The organism is Mycobacterium sp. 236(2023), from assembly GCF_029623955.1.
Classification (GTDB): Bacteria; Actinomycetota; Actinomycetes; order Mycobacteriales; family Mycobacteriaceae; genus Mycobacterium.
In genome coordinates, this window is sequence record NZ_JARSBP010000004.1 from 193,018 (window position 1) to 217,481 (window position 24,464).

Consider the following 24,464-nt stretch of genomic DNA (forward strand, 5'->3'; position numbering starts at 1 on the left):
AGATGACGCGAACCGCCTGTTCCTATTGCGGGGTCGGGTGCGGGATCTCCGTCGAGACCCGCACCGACCCCGCATCGGGCGTTCCGGTGATCGCCCGGGTGTCCGGAGACAAGCTGCACCCCACCAACTTCGGGCGGCTGTGCACCAAGGGCGCCACCCACGCCGAAATGATGGCCGCGACCGACGGGCGGTTGACGACGGCGCTGCTGCGGCCGTCACGGGACGCGGATCCGGTGGCCGTCGACGTCGACGACGCGCTGGCGGAGGCCGGCGCGCGACTGCGTGCCATCGTCGACGAGCACGGCCCCGATGCGGTCGGTCTCTACGTGTCGGGGCAGATGTCGATCGAGGCGCAGTACCTGGCGACCAAGCTGGCCAAGGGATTTCTGCGTACCGTGCACATCGAGTCGAACTCCCGGCTCTGCATGGCGAGTGCGGGCACCGGTTTCAAGCAGTCACTGGGTGCCGACGGACCGCCCGGTTCCTACACCGACTTCGACTGCACCAACCTGTTCTTCGTCATCGGCTCCAATATGGCCGACTGCCACCCGATCCTGTACCTACGGATGGCCGACCGGCTCAAGGCCGGAGCCAAGCTGATCGTCGTCGACCCCCGCAGAACCGCCACCGCCGACAAAGCCGACCTCTTTCTGCCGATCCGGCCGGGCACCGACCTGGCCCTGCTGAATGGCATCCTGCACGTGCTCGTCGAGATCGGGGCCATCGACCAGGAATTCATCGCCGAGCACACCCAAGGCTGGGAGGGTATGCCGGACTTTCTCGCCGACTATTCGCCCGACCGCGTCGCCGCCATCACCGGGCTCCCTGAAGCCGACATCCGCACCGCTGCCGACATGATCGCCGAGGCGGGGGACTGGGTCTCGTGCTGGACGATGGGGCTCAACCAGAGTACCCACGGCACGTGGAACACCAACGCGATCTGCAATCTGCATCTGGCGACCGGTGCGATCTGCCGGCCCGGGGCGGGACCGATGTCGCTGACCGGCCAGCCCAACGCCATGGGCGGGCGTGAAATGGGTTACATGGGACCTGGTCTGCCCGGCCAACGGGCGGTGCTGTCGGCCGACGACCGGGCGTTCGTCGAAACGCAGTGGAATCTCGAGCCCGGCACCATCCGTACCGAGGTCGGCCCCGGTACCGTCGAGATGTTCCGTCAGATCGGCGACGGTGACATCAAGGCCGCCTGGATCATCTGCACCAATCCCGTTGCCAGCGTGGCCAATCGCGACACCGTGATCACCGGCCTGGAGGCCGCGGAGCTCGTCATCACCCAGGACACCTACGTCGACACCGCCACCAACCGCTATGCCGACATCATGCTGCCCGCCACGCTGTGGGCCGAAGCGGACTCGGTGATGGTCAACTCCGATCGCACACTGACGCTGCTGCAGCAGTCGATCCCGCCCGCCGGAGACGCCCGGCCGGATTGGGAGCTGATCTGCGGGGTGGCGCAGCATCTCGGGTTCGGCGACGACTTCGACTACAAGTCGAGCGAGCAGATCTTCGACGAGATCCGCCGATTCCACAATCCGCGAACGGGATACGACCTGCGCGGTATCACGTACGAGCGGCTGCGCGGTGCGCCCGTCCAGTGGCCCTGCGCTGCGGAGGAAACCCCGGACCGCAACCCGATCCGGTACCTCAACGACGGTGTGTCCCAGGACCTGTACACCGATACCGACGGTCATACGCCACGACTGGCGTTCGCGACGCCCTCGCGGCGTGCGGTGTTCCACGCCCGCCCGCACGTCGACGCCGCCGAACTGCCCGATGGCGACTACCCGATGGTCCTCAACACCGGTCGTCTGCAACATCAGTGGCACACGATGACGAAGACCGGGAAGGTCGCCAAGCTCAACAAGCTCAACCCGGGACCGTTCGTCGAGGTTCATCCCGACGACGCTGCCGCGCTGCAAATCTCGGACGGCACTGACGTGGAGCTGGTGACGCGGCGCGGCCGGGCGGTCCTGCCTGCCGTCGTCACCGACCGGGTCCGTCCCGGCAACACGTGGGTGCCGTTCCACTGGAACGACGAGCACGGCGAGAATCTGACGATCAACGCGCTGACCAACGACGCCGTCGACCCGGATTCACTGCAACCGGAGTTCAAGGTGTGCGCGGTGCGGCTGACGCCGATTCCCGTTGTGTCGGGCGAACCTGAACTGACGGACGACGAAAAGATCTATGTGGCCGGTTTTCTCGCCGGCATCGAGGACGGCCTGCCCGGCGTCCCGGTGTTGCCTTCGCACGCGCCTGTCAGCGCCCGTGCACGGCTGTGGGTCGACGGGTTGCTGGCCGGACGGTATTCGAGACTGGAGAACCCTGAGACGCCTACCGAAGCCGGCGGGGGGCCGCTGGTGCTGTGGGCGTCGCAGACCGGCAACGCCGAGGAGTTTGCCGGGCGGCTGGGTGAGCGACTCAGCGGTGCACGGCTGCGCGCCATGGACGACGTCGACCTCGCCGATCTCACCGGCGCCGGCGAGATCGTGATCGTCACCAGTACGTTCGGCGACGGCGGACCGCCGGACAACGGCGCCGACTTCTGGGAGCGCCTGGAATCACCGGATGCGCCGACGCTCGACGGTGTGCGGTACTCGGTGCTCGGCATCGGCGACCGCTCCTATGACAACTTCTGCGGCCATGCCAAATCGCTCGACGCGCGCCTGGCCGATCTCGGTGCGACGCGGATGCTCGACCGCGCCGACTGTGAGGCGTATGACGACCAGCCGATGACGCAGTGGGCGGATTCGGTTGTCGGGCTGGTGAGTTCAGCGCCGGCCGCGACGCCGACCACTGCGCCGGCAGCGCCTGTGCTGTTCACCCGCGCCCGGCCCGTCGATGCTCCGTTGTGCCGCAACGTCCGGCTGACCCCGCCCGACGCCGCGAAGGAGGTGCGGCAGTTCGGGTTCGACATCAGCGGGCACGACGTGACGTACTCGGTCGGGGACTCGCTGGGCGTGTCGGTCGTCAACTCGGGCTTCGCCGTCGAAAGCTGGCTGTCCGCAACTGGTTTCCACGGTGCCGAGGCCGTGATCGTCGACGGCGCACAACTGTCGTTGCGCGAGGCACTGACGTGGCACTACGACATCTGCAAGGTGACGTCGAACCTGGTCACGTTCGTCGCGGAACACTGCCCGGACGCCGGCGCCGCCAAACGGCTGCGCAACAATCCCGGCGAACTCGACAAGTGGCTGGTCAACCGCAACGGGGTGGACCTGGTGCGCGAGTTCGGCATTCGCACCGACCCCGAACTGTGGCAGGAGGTGCTGGTGCGGCTCACGCCGCGGCAGTACTCGATCTCGTCGAGCCCGCTGGTGAGCCCCAACGAAGTGCAGCTGACCGTGTCGATCGTGCGCTACCGCGGCGCCGATGGTGGCCCGCGCGGCGGCGTGGCATCGACCTATCTCGCCGACCTGCCCGACTGCACCCCGGTCTCGGTGTTCCTGCAGCGATCCCCGCATTTCCGGCCGCCGGAGGAATCCGACAGGCCGATGATCATGGTCGGGCCGGGCACGGGCATCGCACCGTTCCGGGGTTTCCTGCAGGAACGCCGCGCTCTCGGTCACCGCGGGCCCAACTGGTTGTTCTTCGGCGACCAGCACCGCGAGCAGAACTTCTACTACCGCGACGACCTGCAGGACATGGTCGACGACGGCTTCCTCAACCGGCTCGACCTCGCGTTCTCGCGGGATCAGCCCAAGCGCGTCTACGTGCAGCACAAGATGCTTGACTACGGCGCCGACGTGTGGCGCTGGCTCGACGACGGCGCCCATTTCTACGTCTGTGGGGACGCCACCAGGATGGCCAGGGACGTCGACGACGCACTCACTGAGATCATCCGTAAGCATGGCGGGGTGAGCGCGGACGCGGCCCGTGACTACAAGCGCGAGATGGTCGCCGAGAAGCGCTACGTCCGCGACGTGTACTGACCCTCCGTTGCACCGCGAGCGCGCGTGTCTGCGCACCGGCACGCCGGCCAGCACTGGCATTTCACGCACGCTCGCTGCGTCACCGCTACCGCGTTCCCGCCAATGCTCGGTTCGGTCTAGTGCGCCGGACCGTGCGGCGCACACGCTCCAAATGCCGCGGTCCACGTGTCCTGGTCGACGCCGGCAGGCGCGGGTGGCGTGGGCGGCATGGGTCGTTCGCCCGCATCGGATCCGCCCGGCGGCGGTCCACCGGGTCCGCCGGGTCCGCCCGGCCCACCGGGTCGGCCTTCCGGCGGAGTTGCCGCGGCGGCGGGCACACCATTGTCGATGAGGCATTGGGTGATATCTGCAGGTGGAGCCGGGGGTCCGGCGGTGGCGGTGCTGCAGGCGGTCAGTGCGAAAGCCGCAGCCGCGGCAGCACCGCTGAGAATGGCAATGGGCAGGCGACGCGCCATGGTGGTCTCCTCGGGTCGGAAATGTGTTCCGTACCGGTTTACGGGCCGTGGCTAGGCGCCGACTTTCCCCTCGCTATGAGCACGCTATGTCTTCACCGACGTGACTTTCGGCCGGGCCGCCACGAGCACCGCACCGCCCACGAACAGCGCGACCGCCACGACGGGGAACCGCCCGCCCGGGGCAAATCCGTTGGCGGACAGGAGACTCAGCGCCAGTGCGCACGCCCCGGTACCGGCATAGAGCATCGCTTCCGCCGCCGGTGCGGGAAGTGGCACGGCGAACGTCGGCACCGGTGCGGCGAAGACCCGCCGCTGCCAGAACAACAGGCACAGCAACGCGGCGGTCACCACCGCGAGCACCAGCTCCCATTCGAGCCGTGCCAGCCACCACATGCCGGAGCCGAGCGGCGGCTGGGGTAGCAGGCCCGCCGGGTACGCGATGACGGTCACGACGATGACCGGCAGCATGTGCCACAGGTACAGCGCCATCACGTTGTTGTTCGCGACCGCGATCACCCGGGGCCAGACACCCCGTGCCAGCGCACGATTCAGCAGCGGCACGAGGGCGAACAAGACTCCGATCTGTGCCGTCGCCAGCGCCAGCAGCGCCAGCGACGGGGGAGCGGAGTTCTCCACCCGGTCGCCGGGCACCCCGATCATCGGGATCGGATACGGACCCCACGTCACCAACATCGGTAGTGTCACCGCCGCCACCGCAGCCATACCCAGGAGGTTCCGACGGCCGAGAAGGCCACCGTGCCAGGCGATTCCGAGCTGGTAGATCGCCGCCCAGCAGAAGAAGTAGTTCGCCATCCGGATCTCCTGATGGCCGGTGCTGATCCCGACCACATCGACGAGCACCAGGCAGGCCGCCAGCGCGGCCGGCACGGCGAGGCCCCAGCGGCGGTGTGCGGCAACGGCGATGGGCGTCAGCGTGACGACCATCAGATAGACGGCGAGGAACCACAGGTGCATGGCGACCGCCCAGCCGCCGAGCTCAAGCACCGATCCGTCGATACCGACCAGCCGCAGCACTCCCATCACGACGAGGATGAAGCCTGCGTAGACCGCGGTGGGCCCGAGTGTGCGGGCCACGCGGCGCCGGATCCACTCCTGGCGCGACGTGGACGGGTCATGGCGGGTCCACGACACCGCGCTGGCATAGCCTGCGACCGCGAAGAACACCGGCACCACCTGGAAGCCCCACGTGAGCCACTGCGTCCACGGCAGCAGCACCAACGGGTTGTCCCGGCCGAACTCGCCGTCGCGGTAGGTCATGACCGACAGCAGCCAGTGGCCGATGACGACGAGCATGACGGCGGCCGATCGATACAGATCGAGTGCGATTGCGCGCGAAGGGGCTCCGGTGCCATCCATGCGCTGCCCCTTCCCGGCGCGTCCACTTCTGGTGGAACGGTAACCGAGGACGGTGCCGACGCGCGGCGCTGTCCGCCGCGTGTCCGTCGCTACGAGAAACGATCGATGACGAGGTTTTCCACGGGTCCGCCGAGTGCGGTCTTGGTTTGCTTGGACGCCTCGTCCACCAGGACCTCGGAGGCGTCGGCTTCGAGCGCGTCGGCGATGCGCCTGGCGACCTCGGCGGGCGCCGTCTTGGCGACCGCGATACCGGCGACCATCTCGGTGTCGATGAACGACACATGCACGCCGAGAACCTGGGTCCCCTGCCCCGTCAGCTCCAGACGGAGCGAGTTGGTGAGGGACCACAGCGCCGCTTTCGATGCGCCGTAGGCGCCGGCGCCTGCCAGCCACGACAGCACGGACGCGATGTTGACCAGCGCTCCACCTCCGTTGGTCGCCAAGGTGGTGGCGAATGCCCGAGTCACCCGGAGCGGCCCGAATACGTTTGTCTCGACCATTTCTCGGGCGTCGGCCAGGTCAGCCGACAACAGCGGACCCGGCAGGGAGATGCCGGCATTGTTGACGACGATCGTCGCATCGGAGGCAACAGCGGCGAACTCGGCGACCGACCGGTCGTCGCGCACATCAAGGACCTGTGGAGAGACCCGCGGCCGCGGATCGGTGAAGTGGTGCCGGCCGGTCGAGTAAACCTTCGTCGCTCCACGCTCCAGCAGCGCGTCGACGAGCGCAGCTCCCAATCCTTGACGTCCGCCGGTCACCACGGCGACCGAATCTGCTATCGAAACCATCTCTCTTCTCTCGGCGAGTGTCTGATCAACTCTGGTGCAGACCGCGCGGGGCGAGGTCGGCGTAACCCACAGCCCAGTTCAGCGCGTGGTCGGCCACCTCCTCCCACCCCGGAGCTCCGCACGTCCAGTGATCGCGTCCGGGGAACTCGAAGTACTCGGTGACGGCGGGGGAACGGTGATAGTGCTTGGCGTTGGACTTGTTCACCGATGGCGGCATGATGTGGTCCTTCTCGCCGGCGATGAACAGCAGCGGAGCGCGGTCGGCCGAATAGTCCACCCAGGTGTCCTGATGACCCGGTTGCCAATTGGCGAGCAGGCCGTAATGCCAGACCCAGCTTCCCGGCGCGGCGATCGCGTAGCGCTTCCACACCCGGTCGGACTCCTCGCGGGTCAGCGTGTTGGTGAACGCGTAGTGGAATTCGGCCTCGGTGAAGCCGACAGCCTTGTGGATGTTCGCCGGGTTCTTCAATGCCGGGAACAGCGATCTCGCCTGCGAGAGTGGGGTCACCCGAACGCCCTCGGTCGGGGCCGAATCCACCACCACGGCGGCTGCACCCAGGCCGCGGGCCAGCAGGAGTTGGGTCAGCGTGCCACCGAAGGAGTGCCCGATGATGATCGGTGGCGTCTCGAGTGACTCGATGACGCCGGCCAGATGATCGACGGTCTGGGGGACGGTGAGTTCGGCGATGATCTCGGGGTTCTCGCGTAGGCCCTCGACCTCGATCTCGAAACCCGGATACCCCGGCGTCAGCACGCGGTAGCCGAGTGCCTCGTACCGGGTTTTCCAATCCTCCCAGCTACGCGGGGTCATCCACAGGCCATGGATCAAAACGATGGTGTCGCAACGCTGTTCGGTCATCGCAAGGTATCACTTTCAGTTGGTTGGGCGAGAAATGCGAGAATGTCGGCGTGCAGCCTGTCCCGGTCGGTGTCGGGAAGTCCGTGTCCCCGACCGGAATAGACGATCAAGTGCGCATCGGCGATCAGCCCGGCGGAGCGCTGACCGCCGACCAGGAAAGGGACGATCTGGTCGTCATCACCGTGGATCACCAATGTCGGCACGTCGACCTGGTTGAGGTCTGGCCGGAAGTCGGTGGCCGAGAACGCGGCGATACACTCGTAGGCGGCGCGGTATCCGCACGCCATGCTGTGAAGCCAGAAGCCGTCCCGAATTCCTTTGGACACGGTGCCATTTCGGTTGTGGCCGAAGAACGGCCCGTCGGCGAGGTCGCGATAGGTCCGTGCACTGTCTCTGAGTAGACCTTCGCGGAGTGCGTCGAAAGCCGCGGCGGGTAAGCCGGTCGGGTTATCTTCAGCCTGAAGCATCAGCGGCGGTACAGCAGAGATCAACACCAACTTCGCTACCCGGTCGCTTCCGTGGCGGGCGATGTAGCGGACCGCCTCTCCACCGCCGGTGGAATGGCCGATCAGCACCGCATTCTTCAGATCGAGCGCATTGATGAGGGTGGCCAGGTCGTCGGCGTAGGTGTCCATGTCGTTGCCATGCCAGGTTTGGGTGGATCGACCATGGCCTCGGCGGTCGTGGGCGATCGCCCGGAATCCGTTGCGAGCGAGGAACAACGACGTCGCGTCCCAGGCGTCGGCATTCAGCGGCCAGCCGTGGCTCAAGATCACCGGTACGCCGTGTCCCCAGTCTTTATAGAAGATCTGGGCGCCGTCTTCGGTCGTGATGAAGGGCATGAGTCGAGTGTGTCGGCCTCAAGGTTGCGCCGAACCACGTGCGGCACGTAGTCGTGAGGGTCAGTGAGGTGGGGCGAACCGTTCGGCAAGCTGACGCCTGGACGACACTCCAAGCTTGCCGAAGACTTTTCTCAGGTGGTAGTCGACGGTGTTGGTGCTGATGAAGAGCGTCGCAGCGATTTCGGCATTGGTCGCGCCGTCGGCGGCAAGTCTGGCCACCGCAACCTCTTGAGGAGACAGTTCGACGCCACCGACCACGGCACGCTCGTGAGGTCTCTCGCCCGTCGCGGCCAACTCGCCGCGTGCGCGGCCGCGGAACGCGGGGGCGTCGACTCGGTCGAAGATCTCGGCCGCGCGACGGAGTTGCGCTCTGGCGTCACGTCGACGCTTCCGCCGGCGCAGCCATTCGCCGTAGAGCAGGTGACCACGGCCGAGGTCGCCGGGGACGTCGACCTTCCCGAGATGTTCGATGGCGCGCACGAAGTGATCCTCGGCGTGGGCGTCGTCGGCCAGCAACGCGCGGCATCTGGCATCCAGGCCGACGATCCAGGGCTCACCGGTCGCCTCGGCGAGCAGCGAGAGGCGTGTGCCGGCAGCGTGCGCATCGTCGAGGTGGTCGCTGCGCAGGGCGGCCTCGACATAATCGGCCAGCATATGGTCGGTCACCTGCAGGAAGGGCTGAGCGACCAAGTGTTTGAGGCGTTCATAGGCATCGTTGTAGCGGCCTTCGGCGATCTCGCGGATCGCTAGCGCCAACTGCGCGGCCGACTGGACACCTCCGAATCCGGTGCTTCCGATGATGTCGCTGATTGCCTCGACCTGGTCGGTGGGCAGCCCGGTCCACACCAAAAAGGACACGTTGACGACGTTCTCTGCGTCGTACCCGCTCGCGCGTCGCAGTTCTCGCACCTGGCTGACGAATGTTCCTGCAGCGGAGGGATTCCCTCGATCGATCTCAAACAGCGACCGGACCCACAGCACCGAATCGAGCACCCGTAGCGCGCCGCGGTCACGAGCCGCGGTGGCCAGGCGGTCGAGAAAACGCTCCGACGCGGTCACATCGAACAAGGCTGTGGTGAAAACGAATCCGATGAAGCCGCACTCGATCAGGTCGCCCTCACCAAGGCCGAAAAGAGTGTCCAGCGCGGTACGCATCACGGGCACGGCGTCATCGAACGGCTGCAAGATCAGCGCGGAGATGCCGCGCAACAGGTCCCCCCGAAAGCCCTCGCCGGCACCGGCTTTGAGGCGTCTGCCCATCTCGGGAAGATCGGTACCCTCTGTCAGATTTTCCGAGACCAGCATGATCTCGAACGCCTGAAGTAGAGCTCGCTGCTCGCTGTCCGCGTCGGCGCCGTGGAAACACGCTGCTGCGTTCAGAGTTTCGCTGGCTGCCCGCACCAGCATGTCGGGGTCTGCGAGAAACAACGCCAGGGAGGACCGGACTCGTGTCAACCTGCCCCGCTGCACGTCATCGAGGTGCGCCGCATGGACGCGGTCGAGGTACTGCGATGCCAGATGGGCCGCACCGGCTTCGGAGGCTGCCTCGGCTGCCGACAGCAGTCGCCCGTTACGCATACTGCCGGACGCGGTCAGCTCCGCCGCGCGCGACAGCAGCCTCGCCGCCGACAGCCGACCACCCCGGCGACTGGCGCGCGCGGCCGACCGTTCGAGGGCATCGGCGACATTGTCGTCGAGTCCCGCGGTGGCTTCGGCGCTGTGCCATGCCTGCAAGTCGTGCAAACCGAGCGCTGCTGCTGCCGCGGCCAGCCCCGCGTGGATCTTGCGGCGTTGCTCACCGGGCGTGGCGGAGTAGACGACGGAGCGCACCAATGGATGACGAAAGTGCACGGTCTCCCCGAAGCTGACGAAGCCGGCACGCGATGCCTCGGCAGGGCATCCGGCCGGCAGGCCCTCGGCGTCTGCCGCCACGGTGATCAGCCGGATGTCGGGACTTGCCGCGGCAGCGGCGATGGCCAACCAGCGTTGCACTTCCTCGTCGACGCAGCGGATTTCGCGTAGGTAGTGGGTTTCCAGCCGGCGCCCCACTGGAATGAGGTCTTGCGCCGATGGATCCGCATGGCGTCGGATGTCGAGTTCGTGTGCGAGGTCGACCAGTGCCAGCGGATTGCCGCCGGTTGCCTCGACGATGTGTGTCGCAACGAGTGGGTCGACGATTTCGGGTGCGCAGCAACGCAGCAACTCGACGGCCGACATCTTGTCCAATCCCTTGAGGACCAGACGGTCGATACCGGCGAAATGCGCGTCATCGTCGGATGATTCACGGCTTGCCAGAACTAGTCCGGTGGATTCCGCTGTCAAACGGCGCGCAACGAAGGTCAGGACCGCGAACGACTCGGGATCGAGCCAGTGCGCGTCGTCGACCATGCACAGCGTGGGCTTGGCGACTCCGGCGGCTGCGAACAGCGACAGCGTCGCCATCCCGACCTGAAAGCGGTCCGGTGGTGGGCCGTCGTCGACACCCCACGCGACCCGCAGAGCCTGTCGGTGCCGTGGGGACAGTACGTCCAGGTGGCCGGTGAGTAGTAAGCCCATCCGCTGTAGAGCCGCGTAGGGGATGTTCGATTCTGCCTCGTATCCGTCGACGCGCAGGACCTCGAGACCGACTGCGTCGGCTGCGAGGGCGTTGAGCATCTCGGTTTTGCCGATGCCGGGCTCACCGAGGACGGCGACCGCGCCCCCGGAGCCGTTGCGTGCTCCGGCGAGGAGCGCGTTGAGTCGGCGGGTCTCGGCCGAGCGGCCTAGCAGTGGGTGCGTGGGTGCGGCGATGGGAGGAGACTAAGCCACTTCTACATCGTCGGCATGAGAAGAGTGTCCGAGGGGGGACTTGAACCCCCACGCCCGTTAATAGGGCACTAGCACCTCAAGCTAGCGCGTCTGCCATTCCGCCACTCGGACCCGATGTGAGCGCCTAAGGCTAACGGATGAGCCGCCCCGGGCCCAAACCAGGCGAACGGTGCAGTGTTAGAAAGGGACATGTGAGTGGTCCACTATCGCCTGCCGACGAGGTCGTCGACCTCGTGAGCGCCCTGATCCGGTTCGACACCTCCAACACGGGCGACCCCGCGACCACCATGGGTGAGGCGGAATGCGCGCGCTGGGTGGTCGATCAGCTCTCCGAAGTCGGATATGCGTGCGAGTACATCGAGGCCGGCGCGCCGGGCCGGGCCAACGTGTTCGCCCGTCTGGAGGGCGCCGACCGCACGCGCGGCGCGTTGATGCTGCACGGTCACCTCGACGTGGTGCCCGCCGAGGCGTCCGATTGGAGCGTGCACCCGTTCTCCGGTGCCGTCGAGGACGGGTACGTGTGGGGCCGCGGCGCGGTCGACATGAAGGACATGGTCGGGATGATGATCGCCGTCGCCCGGCACTTCAAACGTTCCGGCACGGTGCCGCCGCGCGAGCTGGTGTTCGCCTTCGTCTCTGACGAGGAGGCGGGCGGTAACTACGGGTGCAAGTGGCTCGTCGAGAATCGGCCCGACCTGTTCGAGGGCGTCACCGAGGCGGTCGGGGAGGTCGGTGGATTCTCCCTGACGGTGCCGCGCGCCGACGGCGGCGAGCGCCGGCTGTATCTGATCGAGACGGCCGAGAAGGCCATGCTGTGGATGCGGCTGACCGCCCGGGGCCGCGCCGGGCACGGATCGATGGTGCACGACGACAACGCCGTCACCGCCGTCGCCGAAGCGGTGGCCAAGCTCGGTAAGCACCAGTTCCCGATCGTCATGACGGAATCGGTCGAGCAGTTCCTCACTGCGGTCGGGGAGGAGACCGGGCACGCGTTCGATCCCGCCTCGCCCGACATCGAGGGCACCGTCGCCAAGCTGGGCGGTATCGCCAGGATCGTCGGCGCCACGCTGCGCGACACCGCCAACCCGACCATGCTCAAGGCCGGCTACAAAGCCAACGTGATCCCTGCGACGGCCGAGGCCGTCATCGACTGCCGGGTGCTGCCGGGCCGGCTCGCCGAGTTCGAGCGTGAGATCGACGAGATCATCGGGCCCGACGTGAAGCGGGAGTGGATCACGAACCTGCCGTCGTATGAGACACCGTTCGACGGCGAGCTGTTGGACGCAATGAACAACGCGATCCTGGCGACCGATCCCGACGCGCGCACCGTGCCATACATGCTGTCCGGTGGCACTGACGCAAAGCACTTCGCCCGCTTGGGAATTCGCTGCTTCGGTTTCGCGCCGTTGCGGCTGCCGCCCGATCTGGATTTCGCCGCCTTGTTCCATGGCGTCGACGAACGGGTACCTGTCGATGCGTTGACGTTCGGCGCGCAGGTCCTCGAGCACTTCCTGCTGAACTCGTAAATCGATCGAAAGGATCTCCTCTCATGGCCTTTGATTACGACCCCTACTCCTTCCTGCCCGAGCTGCCCACGTTCACCGTGACGTCAGAGTCGTTCACCGACGGCGGGGCGTGGGGCAACGACCAGGTCAGCGGCATCATGGGCGCAGGCGGTTCGGACGTCTCGCCGCAGCTGAGCTGGTCGGGATTCCCCGAGGAGACGCGCAGCTTCGCCGTCACCGTCTACGACCCCGACGCGCCGACCGCGTCGGGCTTCTGGCACTGGGCCGTGTTCAACCTGCCGGCGACGGTCACCGACCTGCCCGCCGGTGTTGGCGACGGCAGCGCGAGCGGATTCCCCGGCGACGCAGTCACGTTGGCCAACGACGCGGGCCTGAAGCGCTTCATCGGCGCGGCCCCGCCGGCAGGCCACGGTGTGCACCGCTACATCGTCGCCGTGCACGCCGTCGACGTGGAGAAGCTCGAGATCCCTGCCGAGGGCACCCCGGCGTATCTGGGCTTCAATCTGTTCGGCCACGCGATCGCACGCGCGCTGATCACGGGGACGTACGAACAGAACTAGACGGCGAGCGGAGAGCTAACGCGCTGCCGAGCCCACCGCATCCGTCAGCGACGCAAAGCCGTTGGCGCGCAAGCGCTCTGCGATGCCGTCGTTGATGTTCTTGGCCCACAGGCCCCCGCCGTAGACGAACCCGGTGTAGCCCTGCAGCAGAGACGCGCCCGCGGTGATGCGTTCCCACGCGTCGTCGGCGGTCTCGATGCCGCCCGCGCTGATGAGGACCAGCCGGTCGCCGACGCGTGCGTACAGTCGGCGCAGCACCTCCGCCGCGCGCCGGGCCACCGGGGCGCCGGAGATGCCGCCGGCGCCGAGCGCGTCGACGCCCGGCGTCAGGAGGCCCTCGCGGGAGATCGTCGTGTTGGTGGCGACGATCCCGGCGAGGCCGAGTTCAACTGCGAGATCGGCGATGTCGTCGATATCACCGTCGGCGAGATCGGGCGCGATCTTGACGAGCACCGGCGTCGACGTCTCGGCGAGCACCGCGGACAGGATCGGGCGCAGCGACTCGACGGATTGCAGGTCACGCAGGCCGGGCGTGTTGGGGGAGCTGACGTTGACGACGAGGTAGGCGGCCAGCGAGCCGAGCAGGCGGGCACTCTCGGCATAGTCTTGCGCCGCGCGCTCCGGCGGCGTCACCTTGGTCTTGCCAATGTTCACGCCGATGGGCACGTCGGAGGAGCTGCGGGTGAGTTGGTCGGCCAGCGCGGCCGAGCCGTGATTGTTGAAACCCATGCGGTTCAACAGCGCCCGGTCGGCGGGCAGCCGGAACATTCGCGGGGCGGGGTTGCCCGGCTGAGCCTGCGCCGTCACCGTTCCCATTTCGGCGTAGCCGAAACCCAGTGCGCCCCAGGTGTTTATGCCGAGACCATCTTTGTCGAAACCCGCGGCCAGCCCCATCGGCCCGGGGAACCGCACCCCGAAAACGGTGCTGGCGAGCACCGGATCCCGCGGTGCCAGCCGCCGGGCCAGGCGACGGCGGAGCGGGTCGGGTGTCGTGGCTGCACGCAGCCCGGCGAACACCCACGTGTGGATGCGCTCGGGCGGCACCAGGAAGAAGGCCTTGCGCAGCGCCGCGTACATCACAGCGCCGGCTGATCCGGTCCGGATGGTCCGCCTGCACGCTTCTTGCGCCGCAGCAACACCCGCCGGGAGCCGTCGGTGTACAGCCGCACCCGATTGAGCTCCCAGCCGCGGTACTCGGCTTCGATGGAGAGCCGGATGGACGCGGTCACGCGCGTGACATCGGGCGGCAGCCGCAGCGGAATCCACTCGTAGTCGGCAGAGTCCTCCGCCACCGCTTTGCTCCACGCGGCGGGCATCCTGCCTCGAGAGCTCACGATGAACCAGCTCCCTCGATCACCTGAACCCCAGCTCCCGACCCCGACACCACATACAGGGTGCCAGACGCATCGTCGAATGCCAGCGAGTTCGGTTGCTGCACGGTTCGATATCGGGCCTTCTCAACGGGGATGCCGGTCGCCAGATCGTAACCAACAACAGTGTTCGTCGCCGTCTGTGCGACCCACGCCAGCCCGGAGGCGTCTCCCGAACCGGTCAGCCCGTACGGCGCGTCCGGCACCGGGTAGCGCTGCCGAAGGATCAACGGGTTCACACCGTATACGAGCAACTCTCCGCCGCGGGTGTCGGCGACCAGCACCCGCCCGGCGGAGTCGGCGGCCATCGTGGTGGCGCCCTCGCCGGCCCGCAGGGCGTGCTCGGAGTTGGTGCCTTCGTCGTTGAGGCTCGTCACCGAGGTCTGCCCGCGATCGAGAACGACCGCGGTATTGCCCTGTGTGACAAGGTCATCCACCCGCGCGAAGATCTTCAGCCGCGCGCCGACCGCCTTATCCGAGGACAGGGTGTAAACGGCGCCGTCGGCGCTGCCCAACACCAGCTTGCCGTCGGCCCGGCGGGCGATCGCCGTGAAATCGGTACCGTCCTCGCCGTCGACGCCCACCCGTTCGGTGTCACCGGCGGCGATGTCGAGGCGGAAATAGCCGCCCCGGGTGGACAGGTAGGCGTGTCCCTGGCCGTCGCCGGCAAGTGACGTCGCGGCGCTCTCCAGTTCGACCTGTGCCTGGTCGCCCGTCGACGACATCACGGTGACGGCCGATTCGCCGGTCAACACCACCAGCGACGACGTCGCCGCATCGAAGACGGCGGACTGCGCGGGCGCGCCGAGCGGCCGGATCACACCCGGCGGGGTCCCGGCCACCACCGGCGAGTCAGCGGCCTGGGCCGGCGCGATGGTGGGCGGCGGCGTGTCGGCCGGATTCGACGAACACCCCGCAATAAGCACAAGCGTCAATACGGCAACCCCCAGACGGCTCGTCTGACCTGGGGTGGAGGGGTGTGGCAGCAACGCGTTTCTCTCGATTCGAAGGGGTCGAAATCCGATCGCGAGTCAGTCTATGCAACGCCGTAACCACAAATAACCGCTGTCCGGGAGGCCCCGCAGCACCAACGGCGGTATGGTCCATACCATGACCCTTGCGACGGACAGCGAAGTCACCGGTCAGGGATTCACCGTTGAGGACGTCACCACCGGATTGCACGCGAGCGGCTTCGGCCAGCTCGGCGACGGGCGCAGCTTCTCGTTCCACATGGAGAAGCAAGAGCTTGTCGTCGAGGTCTACCGGCCCCGGTTGCGTGGCCTGGTCCCGCAGGCAGAGGACATCGTGGCCGTGGCGAGCCGCAAGCTCACCGACGTCGACATGACGGATGAGCGCAGCGTGGTCGCCACCGTGCGCGACGCCGTCGCCGATGCCCAGCCGGTGGCGCGAAACAGCCGTTAACAGCCGCCTGCAGCCCGTCACGGTACGGTCGTCGTCGTGACGGGGGTGCTGGAGATGTCGTGGCTGCAGGTCGTCGTCCTGTCGATCCTGCAGGGTCTCACCGAGTTCCTGCCGGTGTCGTCGTCAGGGCATCTGGCCATCGCATCGAGAGTGTTCTTCGAAGACGATGCCGGCGCCTCGTTCACCGCGGTGAGTCAGCTCGGCACCGAAGCCGCCGTCCTCGTGTTCTTCGCCCGCGACATCGTGCGGATCGTCAAAGCGTGGTTCGCGGGCCTGTTCAAGGCGGGGGCGCGCAACGCCGACTACTGGCTCGGCTGGTGGGTCATCATCGGCACGATCCCGATCAGCGTGGTCGGTCTGCTGTTCAAGGACGAAATCCGTACGGGCGCACGCAATCTCTGGATCGTCGCGACCGCGATGATCCTGTTCTCGTTCGTCATCGCCGCCGCCGAGTACGTCGGGAGGCAGACCCGCCCCGTGGAACAACTCACGTGGAAGGACAGCGTGATCGTCGGTTTCGCGCAGTGCCTCGCGCTGGTGCCCGGCGTGTCACGGTCAGGGGCGACGATCAGCGCCGGCCTGTTCCTGGGTATGGAGCGCGAGCTCGCCGCGCGGTTCGGTTTCCTGCTCGCGATTCCCGCCGTGTTCGCCTCAGGGCTGTTCTCCCTGCCCGATGCGTTCAACCCGGTCGGTGAGGGCATGAGTGCCACTGGTGCGCAGCTGCTCGTGTCGACGGTGATCGCGTTCGTCGTCGGGTACGCGGCGGTCGCCTGGTTCCTGCGATTCCTGGTGCGCCACAGCATGTACTGGTTCGTCGGTTACCGGATCATCCTGGGCACCGTGGTGCTGATCCTGCTCGCGACCGGAACGGTCGCCGCGATATGACGGTTCTGCTGCTGCGCCACGGCCGGTCCACGTCGAACACCGCCCACACCCTGGCAGGCCGCTCGGAAGGTGTCGACCTCGACGACCGCGGCCGCGAGCAGGCTGCCGAGCTGGTGGACCGGCTCGGCGCACTACCGATCAAAGCCATCGTGCGGTCGCCCCTGCTGCGCTGTGAGCGCACCGTCGAGCCGCTGGCCGCCGCGCTGAAACTGACGCCCGTCGTCGAGGACCGCATCGTCGAGGTCGATTACGGGTCGTGGACCGGACGCAAGATCGGCGAGCTGGTCAAGGAGCCGCTTTGGGCGGTGGTCCAGCAGCAGCCCAGCGCCGCGGTGTTCCCCGACGGGGAAGGTCTGGCAGCGGTTCAGGCCCGTGCCGTGACGGCCGTGCGCGAACACGACCGCAGGCTCGCCGAGGAACACGGAGCGGACGTGCTCTGGGTCGCCTGCACCCACGGTGACGTCATCAAATCGGTGCTGGCCGACGCGCTGGGCAGCCACCTGGACAGCTTCCAGCGCATCAACGCCGACCCGGCATCGGTGAGTGTGGTGCGCTACACGCCGGTGCGGCCGTTCGTGATCCACGTCAACCACACCGGGGCCGCGCTGAACTCGATGCTGAGCCAGCCGCCGGCCAAGACCGAAGACGTTCCAAGCGGTGACGCCGTGGTCGGTGGTTCCACCGAATGAAGCGATCCTGACCCTTCCCGGTATTTTGGAAACTGCCATGTCCCGCGAAATCCACGTCTTCCGCACACCCGACCGCTTCGTGGCCGGGACCGTCGGCCAACCGGGAAACCGGACGTTCTATCTGCAGGCCGTTCACGACAAGCGGGTCATCTCGGTGATCTTGGAGAAGCAGCAGGTGGCCGTGCTCGCCGAGCGCATCGCGGCGCTGCTTCTCGAGATCAACCGCCGGTTCGGCACGCCGATCCCGCCGGAAACCGGCGAGATCGACGACCTGAGCCCGCTCGTGACCCCTGTCGACGCCGAGTTCCGGGTCGGGACGATGGGTCTGGGCTGGGACTCCGAGGCGCAGACCGTGGTCGTCGAGCTTCTGGCGGTCTCCGAAACCGAGTTCGATGCGTCGGTCGTCCTCGATGATGCCGAGGACGGGCCCGATGCGGTGCGGGTGTTCCTGACCCCCGAGTCGGCCCGCCAGTTCGCCGCCCGGTCCAACCGCGTCATTTCGGCGGGGCGCCCGCCCTGCCCGCTGTGCGAAGAGCCGCTGGACCCGGAAGGGCACATCTGCGTGCGAACCAACGGGTACCGGCGCGGTGCGCTGTCCGGGTCCGACGATGACGAGCTCTGAGGTCCTGCAGCGCGGCGAACTGACCGTGATCGGGCGGATCCGCTCCGCGAGCAACGCCACGTTCCTGTGTGAGGCCTCGATTCCCGGTGTGTCCGAGCAGCCGACCCACTGCGTCTACAAGCCCGAGCGCGGTGAGGCGCCGCTGTGGGATTTTCCCGACGGCACTCTCGCGGGCCGTGAGCTCGCCTCCTACCTGGTGTCGGCTGCGCTGGGTTGGAATGTGGTGCCGTACACCATTATTCGTGACGGCCCCGCGGGACCCGGCATGCTGCAGCTCTGGGTGGACCAGCCCGGTGACGACGACCCCGACGCCGAGGGCGACGGACTCGACCTGATCGATCTGGTTCCGGCGGGCAAGGTCCCGCCGGGCTTCCTGCCCGTGCTGCAGGCCTACGACTACGCAGGCGACGAGGTCACCCTCGTGCACGCCGACGACGACCGGCTGCGCCGGATCGCGGTGTTCGACGTGATCATCAACAACGCCGACCGCAAGGGGGGTCACGTGCTGCACGGCGTGGACGGCGGCGTGTACGGCGTCGACCACGGCGTGACGCTGCACGAGGAGGACAAGCTGCGCACCGTGCTGTGGGGCTGGGCGGGCAAACCCGTAGACGACGAAACCCTGCGCGACGTAGCCGAACTCGGCACGAAGCTCAACGCAGATCTGGGTGCCGAACTGTGCAACCACATCACGCCCCGCGAGATCGCCGCACTGCGTTCCAGAGTCGTTGCCCTGCTGCGTAATCCGGTGATGCCGACACCAGACCGGCGACGGCCGATCCCATGGCCCGCGTTTTGACGTGTTCTACTGACCCGGTGACACTCACCGACGCAGCACTGGCCGCCGCGGTGGCCGAGGAGGCCGGTGAGCTGCTGCTCGAGATGCGCGAACAGCTCGGGTTCTACGACCCCTACGACCTCGGTGACGCCGGTGACATGCGCGCGAACACCCTGATCCTGGACCGGCTGCACCGCGCGCGCCCGCACGACGCGATCCTGTCCGAGGAGGCCGTCGACGACGTGTCCCGCGTGGACGCCGACCGCGTCTGGATCGTCGACCCGGTCGACGGCACCTACGAGTACTCGATGCCCGGGCGCGCGGACTGGGCCGTCCACATCGCGCTGTGGCAGCGCACAGGAGCCGACGGCAGGGGCGCGCTGACCGACGCTGCCGTCGCCCTGCCCGCGCGCGGGGAGGTCTACCGCACCGACACCGTCGCGCCGCCACCACCGCGCGCCGATGGGCCCATCCGCATCACCGCGAGCTCCAACCGTCCGCCGGCAGTGTTGTGGCGCATCCGCGACCAGCTCGACATCCAGCTCGTCCGGATCGGGTCGGCCGGTGCCAAGGCGATGGCGGTGGTGCGCGGCGACGTCGACGCCTACCTGCACGCAGGCGGGCAGTGGGAGTGGGACTCCGCGGCACCCGCCGGTGTGCTGTGGGCGGCCGGACTGCACGCCACCCGGCTCGACGGATCCCCGCTGATCTACAACCGCCGCGATCCTTATCTGCCGGATCTGTTGATGTGCAGGCCGGAGGTGGCCGCGCCGCTGCTCGAGGTGATCTGGGCGACCTACGGGCGGCCCGGCCAGGGACCGAAACGCGACTGAACGGGGATGACGGGAATGAATCAGCCGTCGACGTTGTCGCACACGTCGATGTCTAAAGTCGAGGCTATGCAATCGTGGTCGGCGCCGAGTGTTCCGGTGCTGCCTGGGCGGGGACCGCAGCTGCGGCTCTATGACAGCGCCGACCGTCACGTGCGGCCGGTCAGTGCGGGCCCCGCCGCGACCATGTACGTCTGCGGGATCACCCCGTACGACGCCACCCACCTCGGCCATGCCGCCACATATCTGACTTTCGATCTGGTCAACCGCGTGTGGCGCGACGGCGAGCACGACGTGCACTACGTCCAGAACATCACCGACGTCGACGATCCGCTGTTCGAACGGGCGGCACGCGACGGTATCGGCTGGCGCGAACTCGGCGACCGCGAAACCGATCTGTTCCGTGAGGACATGGCCGCCCTCCGGGTGTTGCCGCCGCGCGACTACGTGGCCGCCACCGAGGCGATCGCCGAGGTCATCGAGGTCGTCGAGAAGATGCTGGCCTCCGGGGCGGCCTACGTCGTCGACGACCCGCAGTACCCGGACGTCTACTTTCACGCCGGGGCGACCACACAGTTCGGTTACGAGTCGGGCTACGACCGCGACACCATGATGGCGCTGTTCAGCGAGCGCGGCGGCGACCCTGACCGGCCCGGTAAGAGCGACCCGCTGGATGCGCTGCTGTGGCGGGCCGAGCGGCCCGACGAGCCGAGCTGGCCGTCGCCGTTCGGACCCGGACGGCCCGGCTGGCATGTGGAGTGTGCGGCGATTGCGATGACCCGCATCGGCACTGTCGTCGACATCCAGGGCGGTGGCAGCGACCTGATCTTCCCGCACCACGAGTTCTCGGCCGCACACGCCGAATGTGTCTCCGGCGAGCGGCGATTCGCGCGCCACTACGTCCACGCCGGGATGATCGGCTGGGACGGGCACAAAATGTCGAAGAGCCGCGGCAACTTGGTCCTGGTCTCGCAGCTGCGCCGTGACGGCGTCGACCCGGCCGCCATCCGACTCGGGTTGTTCGCCGGGCACTACCGCGAGGACCGTTACTGGAGCCCGGCGGTGCTGGAGGAGGCGCAGCAGCGCCTGCACCGGTGGCGCAGCGCCACCGCGCTCGACGGTGCTCCCGATCCGGCCGATGTCGTCTCGCGGGTGCGGCGCTACCTTGCCGATGACCTGGACACGCCGAAAGCGCTTGCCGCCCTTGATGGTTGGGCCACCGACGCACTGTCTTACGGCGGGCACGACGCTGAGGCCGGCGCAACGGTCGCAACGGCCGTCGACGCGCTGTTGGGAATTCAGCTCTAGCGCACCGTGACGGGGTAGGTTTCGGCCATGCCTTCTGCCGGGTCCGTCGCCGGAAAAACCGTCTTCATCACCGGCGGCGCCCGCGGTGTCGGAGCCGAGGTCGCCCGGCAGCTGCACTCCAAGGGTGCCAACCTCGTGCTCACCGACCTCGACGAGCCACCGCTGGCCGAGCTCCGCGAGCACCTGGGCGGAAACCGCGTGCACACGCTCATCGCCGATGTGCGGGACCTGTCTGCCATGGAGGACGCCGCGGCGAGCGCCGTCGACCGGTTCGGCGGCATCGACGTGGTGATGGCCAACGCCGGGATCGCGTCCTACGGGTCGGTGCTGCAGGTGGACCCGAACGCCTTCAGGACGTTGATGGACGTCAACGTCATGGGGGTCTTCCACACCGTGCGCGCGACGCTGCCGGCGGTGCTCGAACGGCGCGGCTACGTGCTGATCGTCGCATCGCTGGCTTCCTACGCCGCGGCACCGGGGCTGGCCGCTTACAACGCGGCGAAGGCCGCCAACGAGCAGTTCGCGAACGCGCTGCGCCTGGAGGTGGGTTACCGGGGAGTCGACGTCGGATCCGCCCACATGTCGTGGATCGACACCCCGCTGGTCCGCGACACGCGCAAAGACCTGTCCACGTTCGGAGAGATGATCAGCAAGCTGCCGTTCCCGCTGAACCAGACCACATCCGTCGAAGCTTGCGGGGACGCGTTCGTGGCCGGGATCGAGAAACGCAAGCGGCAGGTCAACTGCCCCGGCTGGGTCGGGGCGATCAGGTGGCTCAAACCTGTTCTCGCGACGCCGCTGGGGGAAATGCCGGTGCGGAGGTTCGTGGCGGACCTGCTGCCGCGGATGGATGCCGAGGTGGCCGCGCTCGGCCGTTCGATGGGTACCCGCACCAAGGATCTGGAGGACCGTTGATGCGCAACTTGCGCGTTCTGACCGCTTTAGTCGCAGCCGTCGCCCTGACGGCCGGTTGCTCGGGCGCCACGACCAACGACGCCGACACCAGCTCGTCGCCGGTGCCGCCTGCGGCCGAAGATTCCGTCTCCCCGGATGAAGCCCGCGCCATCGCGAAAGAGGCCTACATCTACGGCTTCCCGATGGTCGACAACTACCGCGTGCAGTACAGCTACTTCGTCGACAAGGAAGACCCGGAGTACAAGGGCGGCTGGAACGAGATCCACAACACCGCCCGCGTCTACACCCCGGCCGACACCGCGATCCAGACCCCGAACTCGGATACGCCGTACTCGTTCCTCGGCGCCGATCTGCGGGCCGAGCCGCTGGTCCTGACGGTGCCGCCGATCCAGCAGGACCGCTACTACTCACTGCAGTTCGTCGACGGCTACACCTTCAACATGGCCTACGTCGGTAGTCGCACCACTGGTAACGGTGGTGGGAAATACCTACTCGCAGGACCCAATTGGCAGGGGGAGAAGCCCGAAGGGATCAACGAGGTGATCCGGTCGGACACCGAACTGGCGTTCGTGCTGTACCGCACCCAGCTGATGGGGCCGTCGGATCTCGAAGAGGTCGAGAAGATCCAGGCGGGCTACCAGGCGGCCCCGCTGTCGGTGTATCTCAACCAGCCGTCGCCTGCACCGGCGCCCACCATCGACTTCGTGCCGCCGCTGACGGCGGATCAGCAGAAGACCTCGCCGCAGTTCTTCGAGATTCTCGACTTCGCGATGCGGTTCGCGCCGGTGTTGCCCGGCGAGGAGGAGCTGCGGGAGCGTTTCGGCACGATCGGCATCGGGACCCGGGGCGAGCGAAGCGACGGGGGAAAAATCGGTTTCGACGCCGACGCGCTGAGCCCCGAGATGCGATCCGCGATCGAGGGTGGGATGGCCGATGCGTGGGCCGAATTCAACGGGTTCAAGAAGGACAAGGTCGACACCGGCGAACTGGGTTCGGCCCAATTCTTCGGCACCGCCGAGGATCTGAAGGGCAACTACCTGTACCGAATGGCGGGGGCGGTGCTCGGCATCTACGGCAACACCGCGGCCGAAGCCGTCTACCCGGGCGCCTTCAACGACGCTGACGGTGCCCCGCTCACCGGCACGAACACATACGTCTACCGCTTCCCGTCGGGCCAGCTGCCGCCCGTCAACGCGTTCTGGTCGCTGACGATGTACCAGCTGCCCGCCAGCCAGCTCGTCGAAAACCCGATGAAGCGCTACCTGATCAACTCGGAGATGCTGCCCAGCCTCGTGCCCGATCCCGACGGCGGCTACACCCTCTACGTCCAGCACGAATCGCCGGGCATCGAGAAGGAAGCCAACTGGCTGCCCGCGCCGGAGGGGCCGTTCGCTCTGGTGCTGCGGCTGTACTGGCCGAAGCCGGATGCGCTCAACGGCACCTGGAAGGCGCCGGTCCCCGCGAAGGTCTAGCGTCCGCGCCTGCGTAGATAGCGCTCGAACTCCGCAGCGAGCGCGTCGCCGTCGATCTTGCCCAGCGCCTCGTTCATGTCGACCTCGGCGTCGCCACGTTCCTCGAGGGACTGCACGTATTCGGCGATCTCGTCGTCTTCCGAGGTCATCTCGGTGACCGCCTGTTCCCACTCCTCGGCTTGGGCGGGCAGGTCGGCCAGCGGCACCTCGATATCCAGGACGTCTTCGACGCGGCGCAGCAGCGCCACGGTGGCTTTCGGGTTCGGGGGCTGCGAGACGTAGTGCGGGACGGCCGCCCAGAACGTGACGGCCGGGATCCCGGCCTGGACGCAGGCGTCCTGGAACACCCCGGCGATGCCGGTCGGGCCCTCGTAGCGGGTCTCTTCCAGGCCGAACGTCTTCGCCGAATCGGGGGAGTAGGCCGCCCCCGAAACCGGAACCGGCCGCGTGTGCGGCGTGTCGGCCAGCAGAGCTCCCAGGATGACGACGGTCTGCACGTTCAGCTTGTCGGCGATGGCCAGCAGCTCCGCGCAGAACGTCCGCCACCGCATGTTGGGCTCCACACCGTGCATCAGCACGATGTCGCGGTCGCTACCCGGCGGACGGCAGTGCGAGATTCGCATCGACGGCCACACCAGCTCACGCGTCACGCCGTCGACCTGGCGGATCACCGGGCGATTGACCTGGTAGTCGTAATAGGACTCGTCGTTGATCTCGACGATCGTCTCGGCTTCCCAGATGTCGTCCAGATGCTCCAGCGCGTCGCTGGCCGCGTCACCCGCGTCGTTCCAGCCCTCGAACGCAGCGACGATGATCGTGTCGCGCAGGTCGGGCAGGTCGGATGGTTTCGGACCGCCGAAATCCGAAGGTGTCACAAGGTCAGCGTAAGCCCTGCATCGGCTCGATGACGGGCATCGACCCGCGCTCAACTTCGCGGCGCCCGGCAGACGACGAAATACCTCCGGCAGCTATCTGGTTAACCTGGGGAGCGCAGCGACGATGTGG

The 24,464-nt window shown here is 67.5% G+C and carries 22 protein-coding genes and 1 tRNA gene; 12 read left to right on the forward strand and 11 right to left on the reverse strand.

The window, feature by feature from the left end; all coding sequences use genetic code 11:
• The first annotated feature begins 2 nt into the window (after window positions 1-2).
• Window positions 3-3,950: a bifunctional nitrate reductase/sulfite reductase flavoprotein subunit alpha gene (locus P9A17_RS17990; protein WP_278040062.1), complete on the forward strand. Its 3,948-nt coding sequence runs from the start codon at window positions 3-5 to the stop codon at window positions 3,948-3,950.
• Window positions 3,951-4,066: 116 nt separating this feature from the next.
• Here the strand turns inward: P9A17_RS17990 and P9A17_RS17995 are convergent, their stop codons facing one another.
• The 7 genes from P9A17_RS17995 to P9A17_RS18025 form a co-directional block, all read right to left on the reverse strand.
• Window positions 4,067-4,405 carry a hypothetical protein gene (locus P9A17_RS17995; RefSeq protein ID WP_278040063.1) on the reverse strand — a complete coding sequence of 113 codons (339 nt, stop codon included), beginning with the start codon at window positions 4,403-4,405 and terminating at the stop codon, window positions 4,067-4,069.
• Window positions 4,406-4,489: 84 nt separating this feature from the next.
• Window positions 4,490-5,782 (reverse strand): acyltransferase, encoded by a 1,293-nt coding sequence (locus tag P9A17_RS18000; protein WP_278040064.1) that lies wholly within the window; start codon window positions 5,780-5,782, stop codon window positions 4,490-4,492.
• Window positions 5,783-5,871: 89 nt separating this feature from the next.
• The gene (locus tag P9A17_RS18005) at window positions 5,872-6,573 is read right to left on the reverse strand and encodes an SDR family oxidoreductase (RefSeq protein ID WP_278040065.1); all 702 of its coding nucleotides are present in this window, start codon (window positions 6,571-6,573) and stop codon (window positions 5,872-5,874) included.
• A gap of 25 nt (window positions 6,574-6,598) precedes the next feature.
• Window positions 6,599-7,432, reverse strand: a complete 834-nt coding sequence (locus tag P9A17_RS18010; RefSeq protein WP_278040066.1) for an alpha/beta hydrolase — start codon at window positions 7,430-7,432, stop codon at window positions 6,599-6,601.
• Window positions 7,429-8,274, reverse strand: a complete 846-nt coding sequence (locus tag P9A17_RS18015; protein WP_278040067.1) for an alpha/beta hydrolase — start codon at window positions 8,272-8,274, stop codon at window positions 7,429-7,431. Before P9A17_RS18015 ends, P9A17_RS18010 begins: the two co-directional genes overlap by 4 nt.
• A gap of 60 nt (window positions 8,275-8,334) precedes the next feature.
• The gene (locus P9A17_RS18020; protein ID WP_347403850.1) at window positions 8,335-11,064 is read right to left on the reverse strand and encodes an AAA family ATPase; all 2,730 of its coding nucleotides are present in this window, start codon (window positions 11,062-11,064) and stop codon (window positions 8,335-8,337) included.
• A gap of 43 nt (window positions 11,065-11,107) precedes the next feature.
• Window positions 11,108-11,193: transfer RNA gene (locus tag P9A17_RS18025), tRNA-Leu, on the reverse strand.
• A gap of 80 nt (window positions 11,194-11,273) precedes the next feature.
• Between P9A17_RS18025 and P9A17_RS18030 the strand changes: the two genes are divergently transcribed.
• Window positions 11,274-12,608 carry a M20/M25/M40 family metallo-hydrolase gene (locus P9A17_RS18030; RefSeq protein WP_278040068.1) on the forward strand — a complete coding sequence of 445 codons (1,335 nt, stop codon included), beginning with the start codon at window positions 11,274-11,276 and terminating at the stop codon, window positions 12,606-12,608.
• Between the two features lie 23 nt (window positions 12,609-12,631).
• On the forward strand, window positions 12,632-13,168 hold the full coding sequence (locus tag P9A17_RS18035; protein WP_278040069.1) for a YbhB/YbcL family Raf kinase inhibitor-like protein: 537 nt from the start codon (window positions 12,632-12,634) through the stop codon (window positions 13,166-13,168).
• A gap of 15 nt (window positions 13,169-13,183) precedes the next feature.
• On the opposite strand, the gene P9A17_RS18040 is transcribed toward P9A17_RS18035, so the two are convergent.
• Genes P9A17_RS18040 through P9A17_RS18050 form a run of 3 tightly spaced genes read right to left on the reverse strand, consistent with a single transcriptional unit; the run spans window position 13,184 to window position 15,473 of the window.
• The gene (locus tag P9A17_RS18040) at window positions 13,184-14,245 is read right to left on the reverse strand and encodes a quinone-dependent dihydroorotate dehydrogenase (RefSeq protein WP_278040573.1); all 1,062 of its coding nucleotides are present in this window, start codon (window positions 14,243-14,245) and stop codon (window positions 13,184-13,186) included.
• Window positions 14,245-14,484 (reverse strand): DUF5703 family protein, encoded by a 240-nt coding sequence (locus P9A17_RS18045; RefSeq protein WP_278040574.1) that lies wholly within the window; start codon window positions 14,482-14,484, stop codon window positions 14,245-14,247. Before P9A17_RS18045 ends, P9A17_RS18040 begins: the two co-directional genes overlap by 1 nt.
• Window positions 14,485-14,498: 14 nt before the next feature.
• Window positions 14,499-15,473 carry a hypothetical protein gene (locus P9A17_RS18050; RefSeq protein ID WP_347403846.1) on the reverse strand — a complete coding sequence of 325 codons (975 nt, stop codon included), beginning with the start codon at window positions 15,471-15,473 and terminating at the stop codon, window positions 14,499-14,501.
• A 175-nt stretch (window positions 15,474-15,648) separates the two neighbouring features.
• On the opposite strand from P9A17_RS18050, the gene P9A17_RS18055 reads away from it, so the two are divergent.
• The 9 genes from P9A17_RS18055 (at window position 15,649) to P9A17_RS18095 (ending at window position 23,459) form a co-directional block, all read left to right on the forward strand.
• Entirely contained in the window at window positions 15,649-15,960 is a 312-nt protein-coding gene (locus tag P9A17_RS18055) for a hypothetical protein (protein WP_278040070.1), read from the forward strand.
• A gap of 54 nt (window positions 15,961-16,014) precedes the next feature.
• A complete protein-coding gene (locus tag P9A17_RS18060) occupies window positions 16,015-16,845 on the forward strand; it encodes an undecaprenyl-diphosphate phosphatase (RefSeq protein WP_278040576.1) in 831 nt (276 codons plus the stop codon).
• Window positions 16,842-17,534 carry a histidine phosphatase family protein gene (locus tag P9A17_RS18065; RefSeq protein WP_278040071.1) on the forward strand — a complete coding sequence of 231 codons (693 nt, stop codon included), beginning with the start codon at window positions 16,842-16,844 and terminating at the stop codon, window positions 17,532-17,534. The genes P9A17_RS18060 and P9A17_RS18065 overlap by 4 nt, the downstream gene beginning before the upstream one ends.
• 37 nt (window positions 17,535-17,571) lie before the next feature.
• Window positions 17,572-18,156: a DUF3090 domain-containing protein gene (locus tag P9A17_RS18070; protein WP_278040072.1), complete on the forward strand. Its 585-nt coding sequence runs from the start codon at window positions 17,572-17,574 to the stop codon at window positions 18,154-18,156.
• On the forward strand, window positions 18,143-18,955 hold the full coding sequence (locus P9A17_RS18075) for an SCO1664 family protein (protein WP_278040073.1): 813 nt from the start codon (window positions 18,143-18,145) through the stop codon (window positions 18,953-18,955). The genes P9A17_RS18070 and P9A17_RS18075 overlap by 14 nt, the downstream gene beginning before the upstream one ends.
• Before the next feature lie 17 nt (window positions 18,956-18,972).
• Entirely contained in the window at window positions 18,973-19,767 is a 795-nt protein-coding gene (locus P9A17_RS18080) for a 3'(2'),5'-bisphosphate nucleotidase CysQ (protein WP_278040074.1), read from the forward strand.
• A gap of 66 nt (window positions 19,768-19,833) precedes the next feature.
• Window positions 19,834-21,072 carry a cysteine--1-D-myo-inosityl 2-amino-2-deoxy-alpha-D-glucopyranoside ligase gene (gene mshC, locus P9A17_RS18085; RefSeq protein WP_278040075.1) on the forward strand — a complete coding sequence of 413 codons (1,239 nt, stop codon included), beginning with the start codon at window positions 19,834-19,836 and terminating at the stop codon, window positions 21,070-21,072.
• A 27-nt stretch (window positions 21,073-21,099) separates the two neighbouring features.
• On the forward strand, window positions 21,100-21,987 hold the full coding sequence (locus P9A17_RS18090; protein ID WP_278040076.1) for an SDR family oxidoreductase: 888 nt from the start codon (window positions 21,100-21,102) through the stop codon (window positions 21,985-21,987).
• Window positions 21,987-23,459 carry a DUF1254 domain-containing protein gene (locus P9A17_RS18095; protein WP_278040077.1) on the forward strand — a complete coding sequence of 491 codons (1,473 nt, stop codon included), beginning with the start codon at window positions 21,987-21,989 and terminating at the stop codon, window positions 23,457-23,459. Before P9A17_RS18090 ends, P9A17_RS18095 begins: the two co-directional genes overlap by 1 nt.
• Here the strand turns inward: P9A17_RS18095 and P9A17_RS18100 are convergent.
• Window positions 23,456-24,334, reverse strand: a complete 879-nt coding sequence (locus tag P9A17_RS18100) for a PAC2 family protein (protein ID WP_278040078.1) — start codon at window positions 24,332-24,334, stop codon at window positions 23,456-23,458. The genes P9A17_RS18095 and P9A17_RS18100 overlap by 4 nt on opposite strands.
• Between the last annotated feature and the right edge of the window lie 130 nt (window positions 24,335-24,464).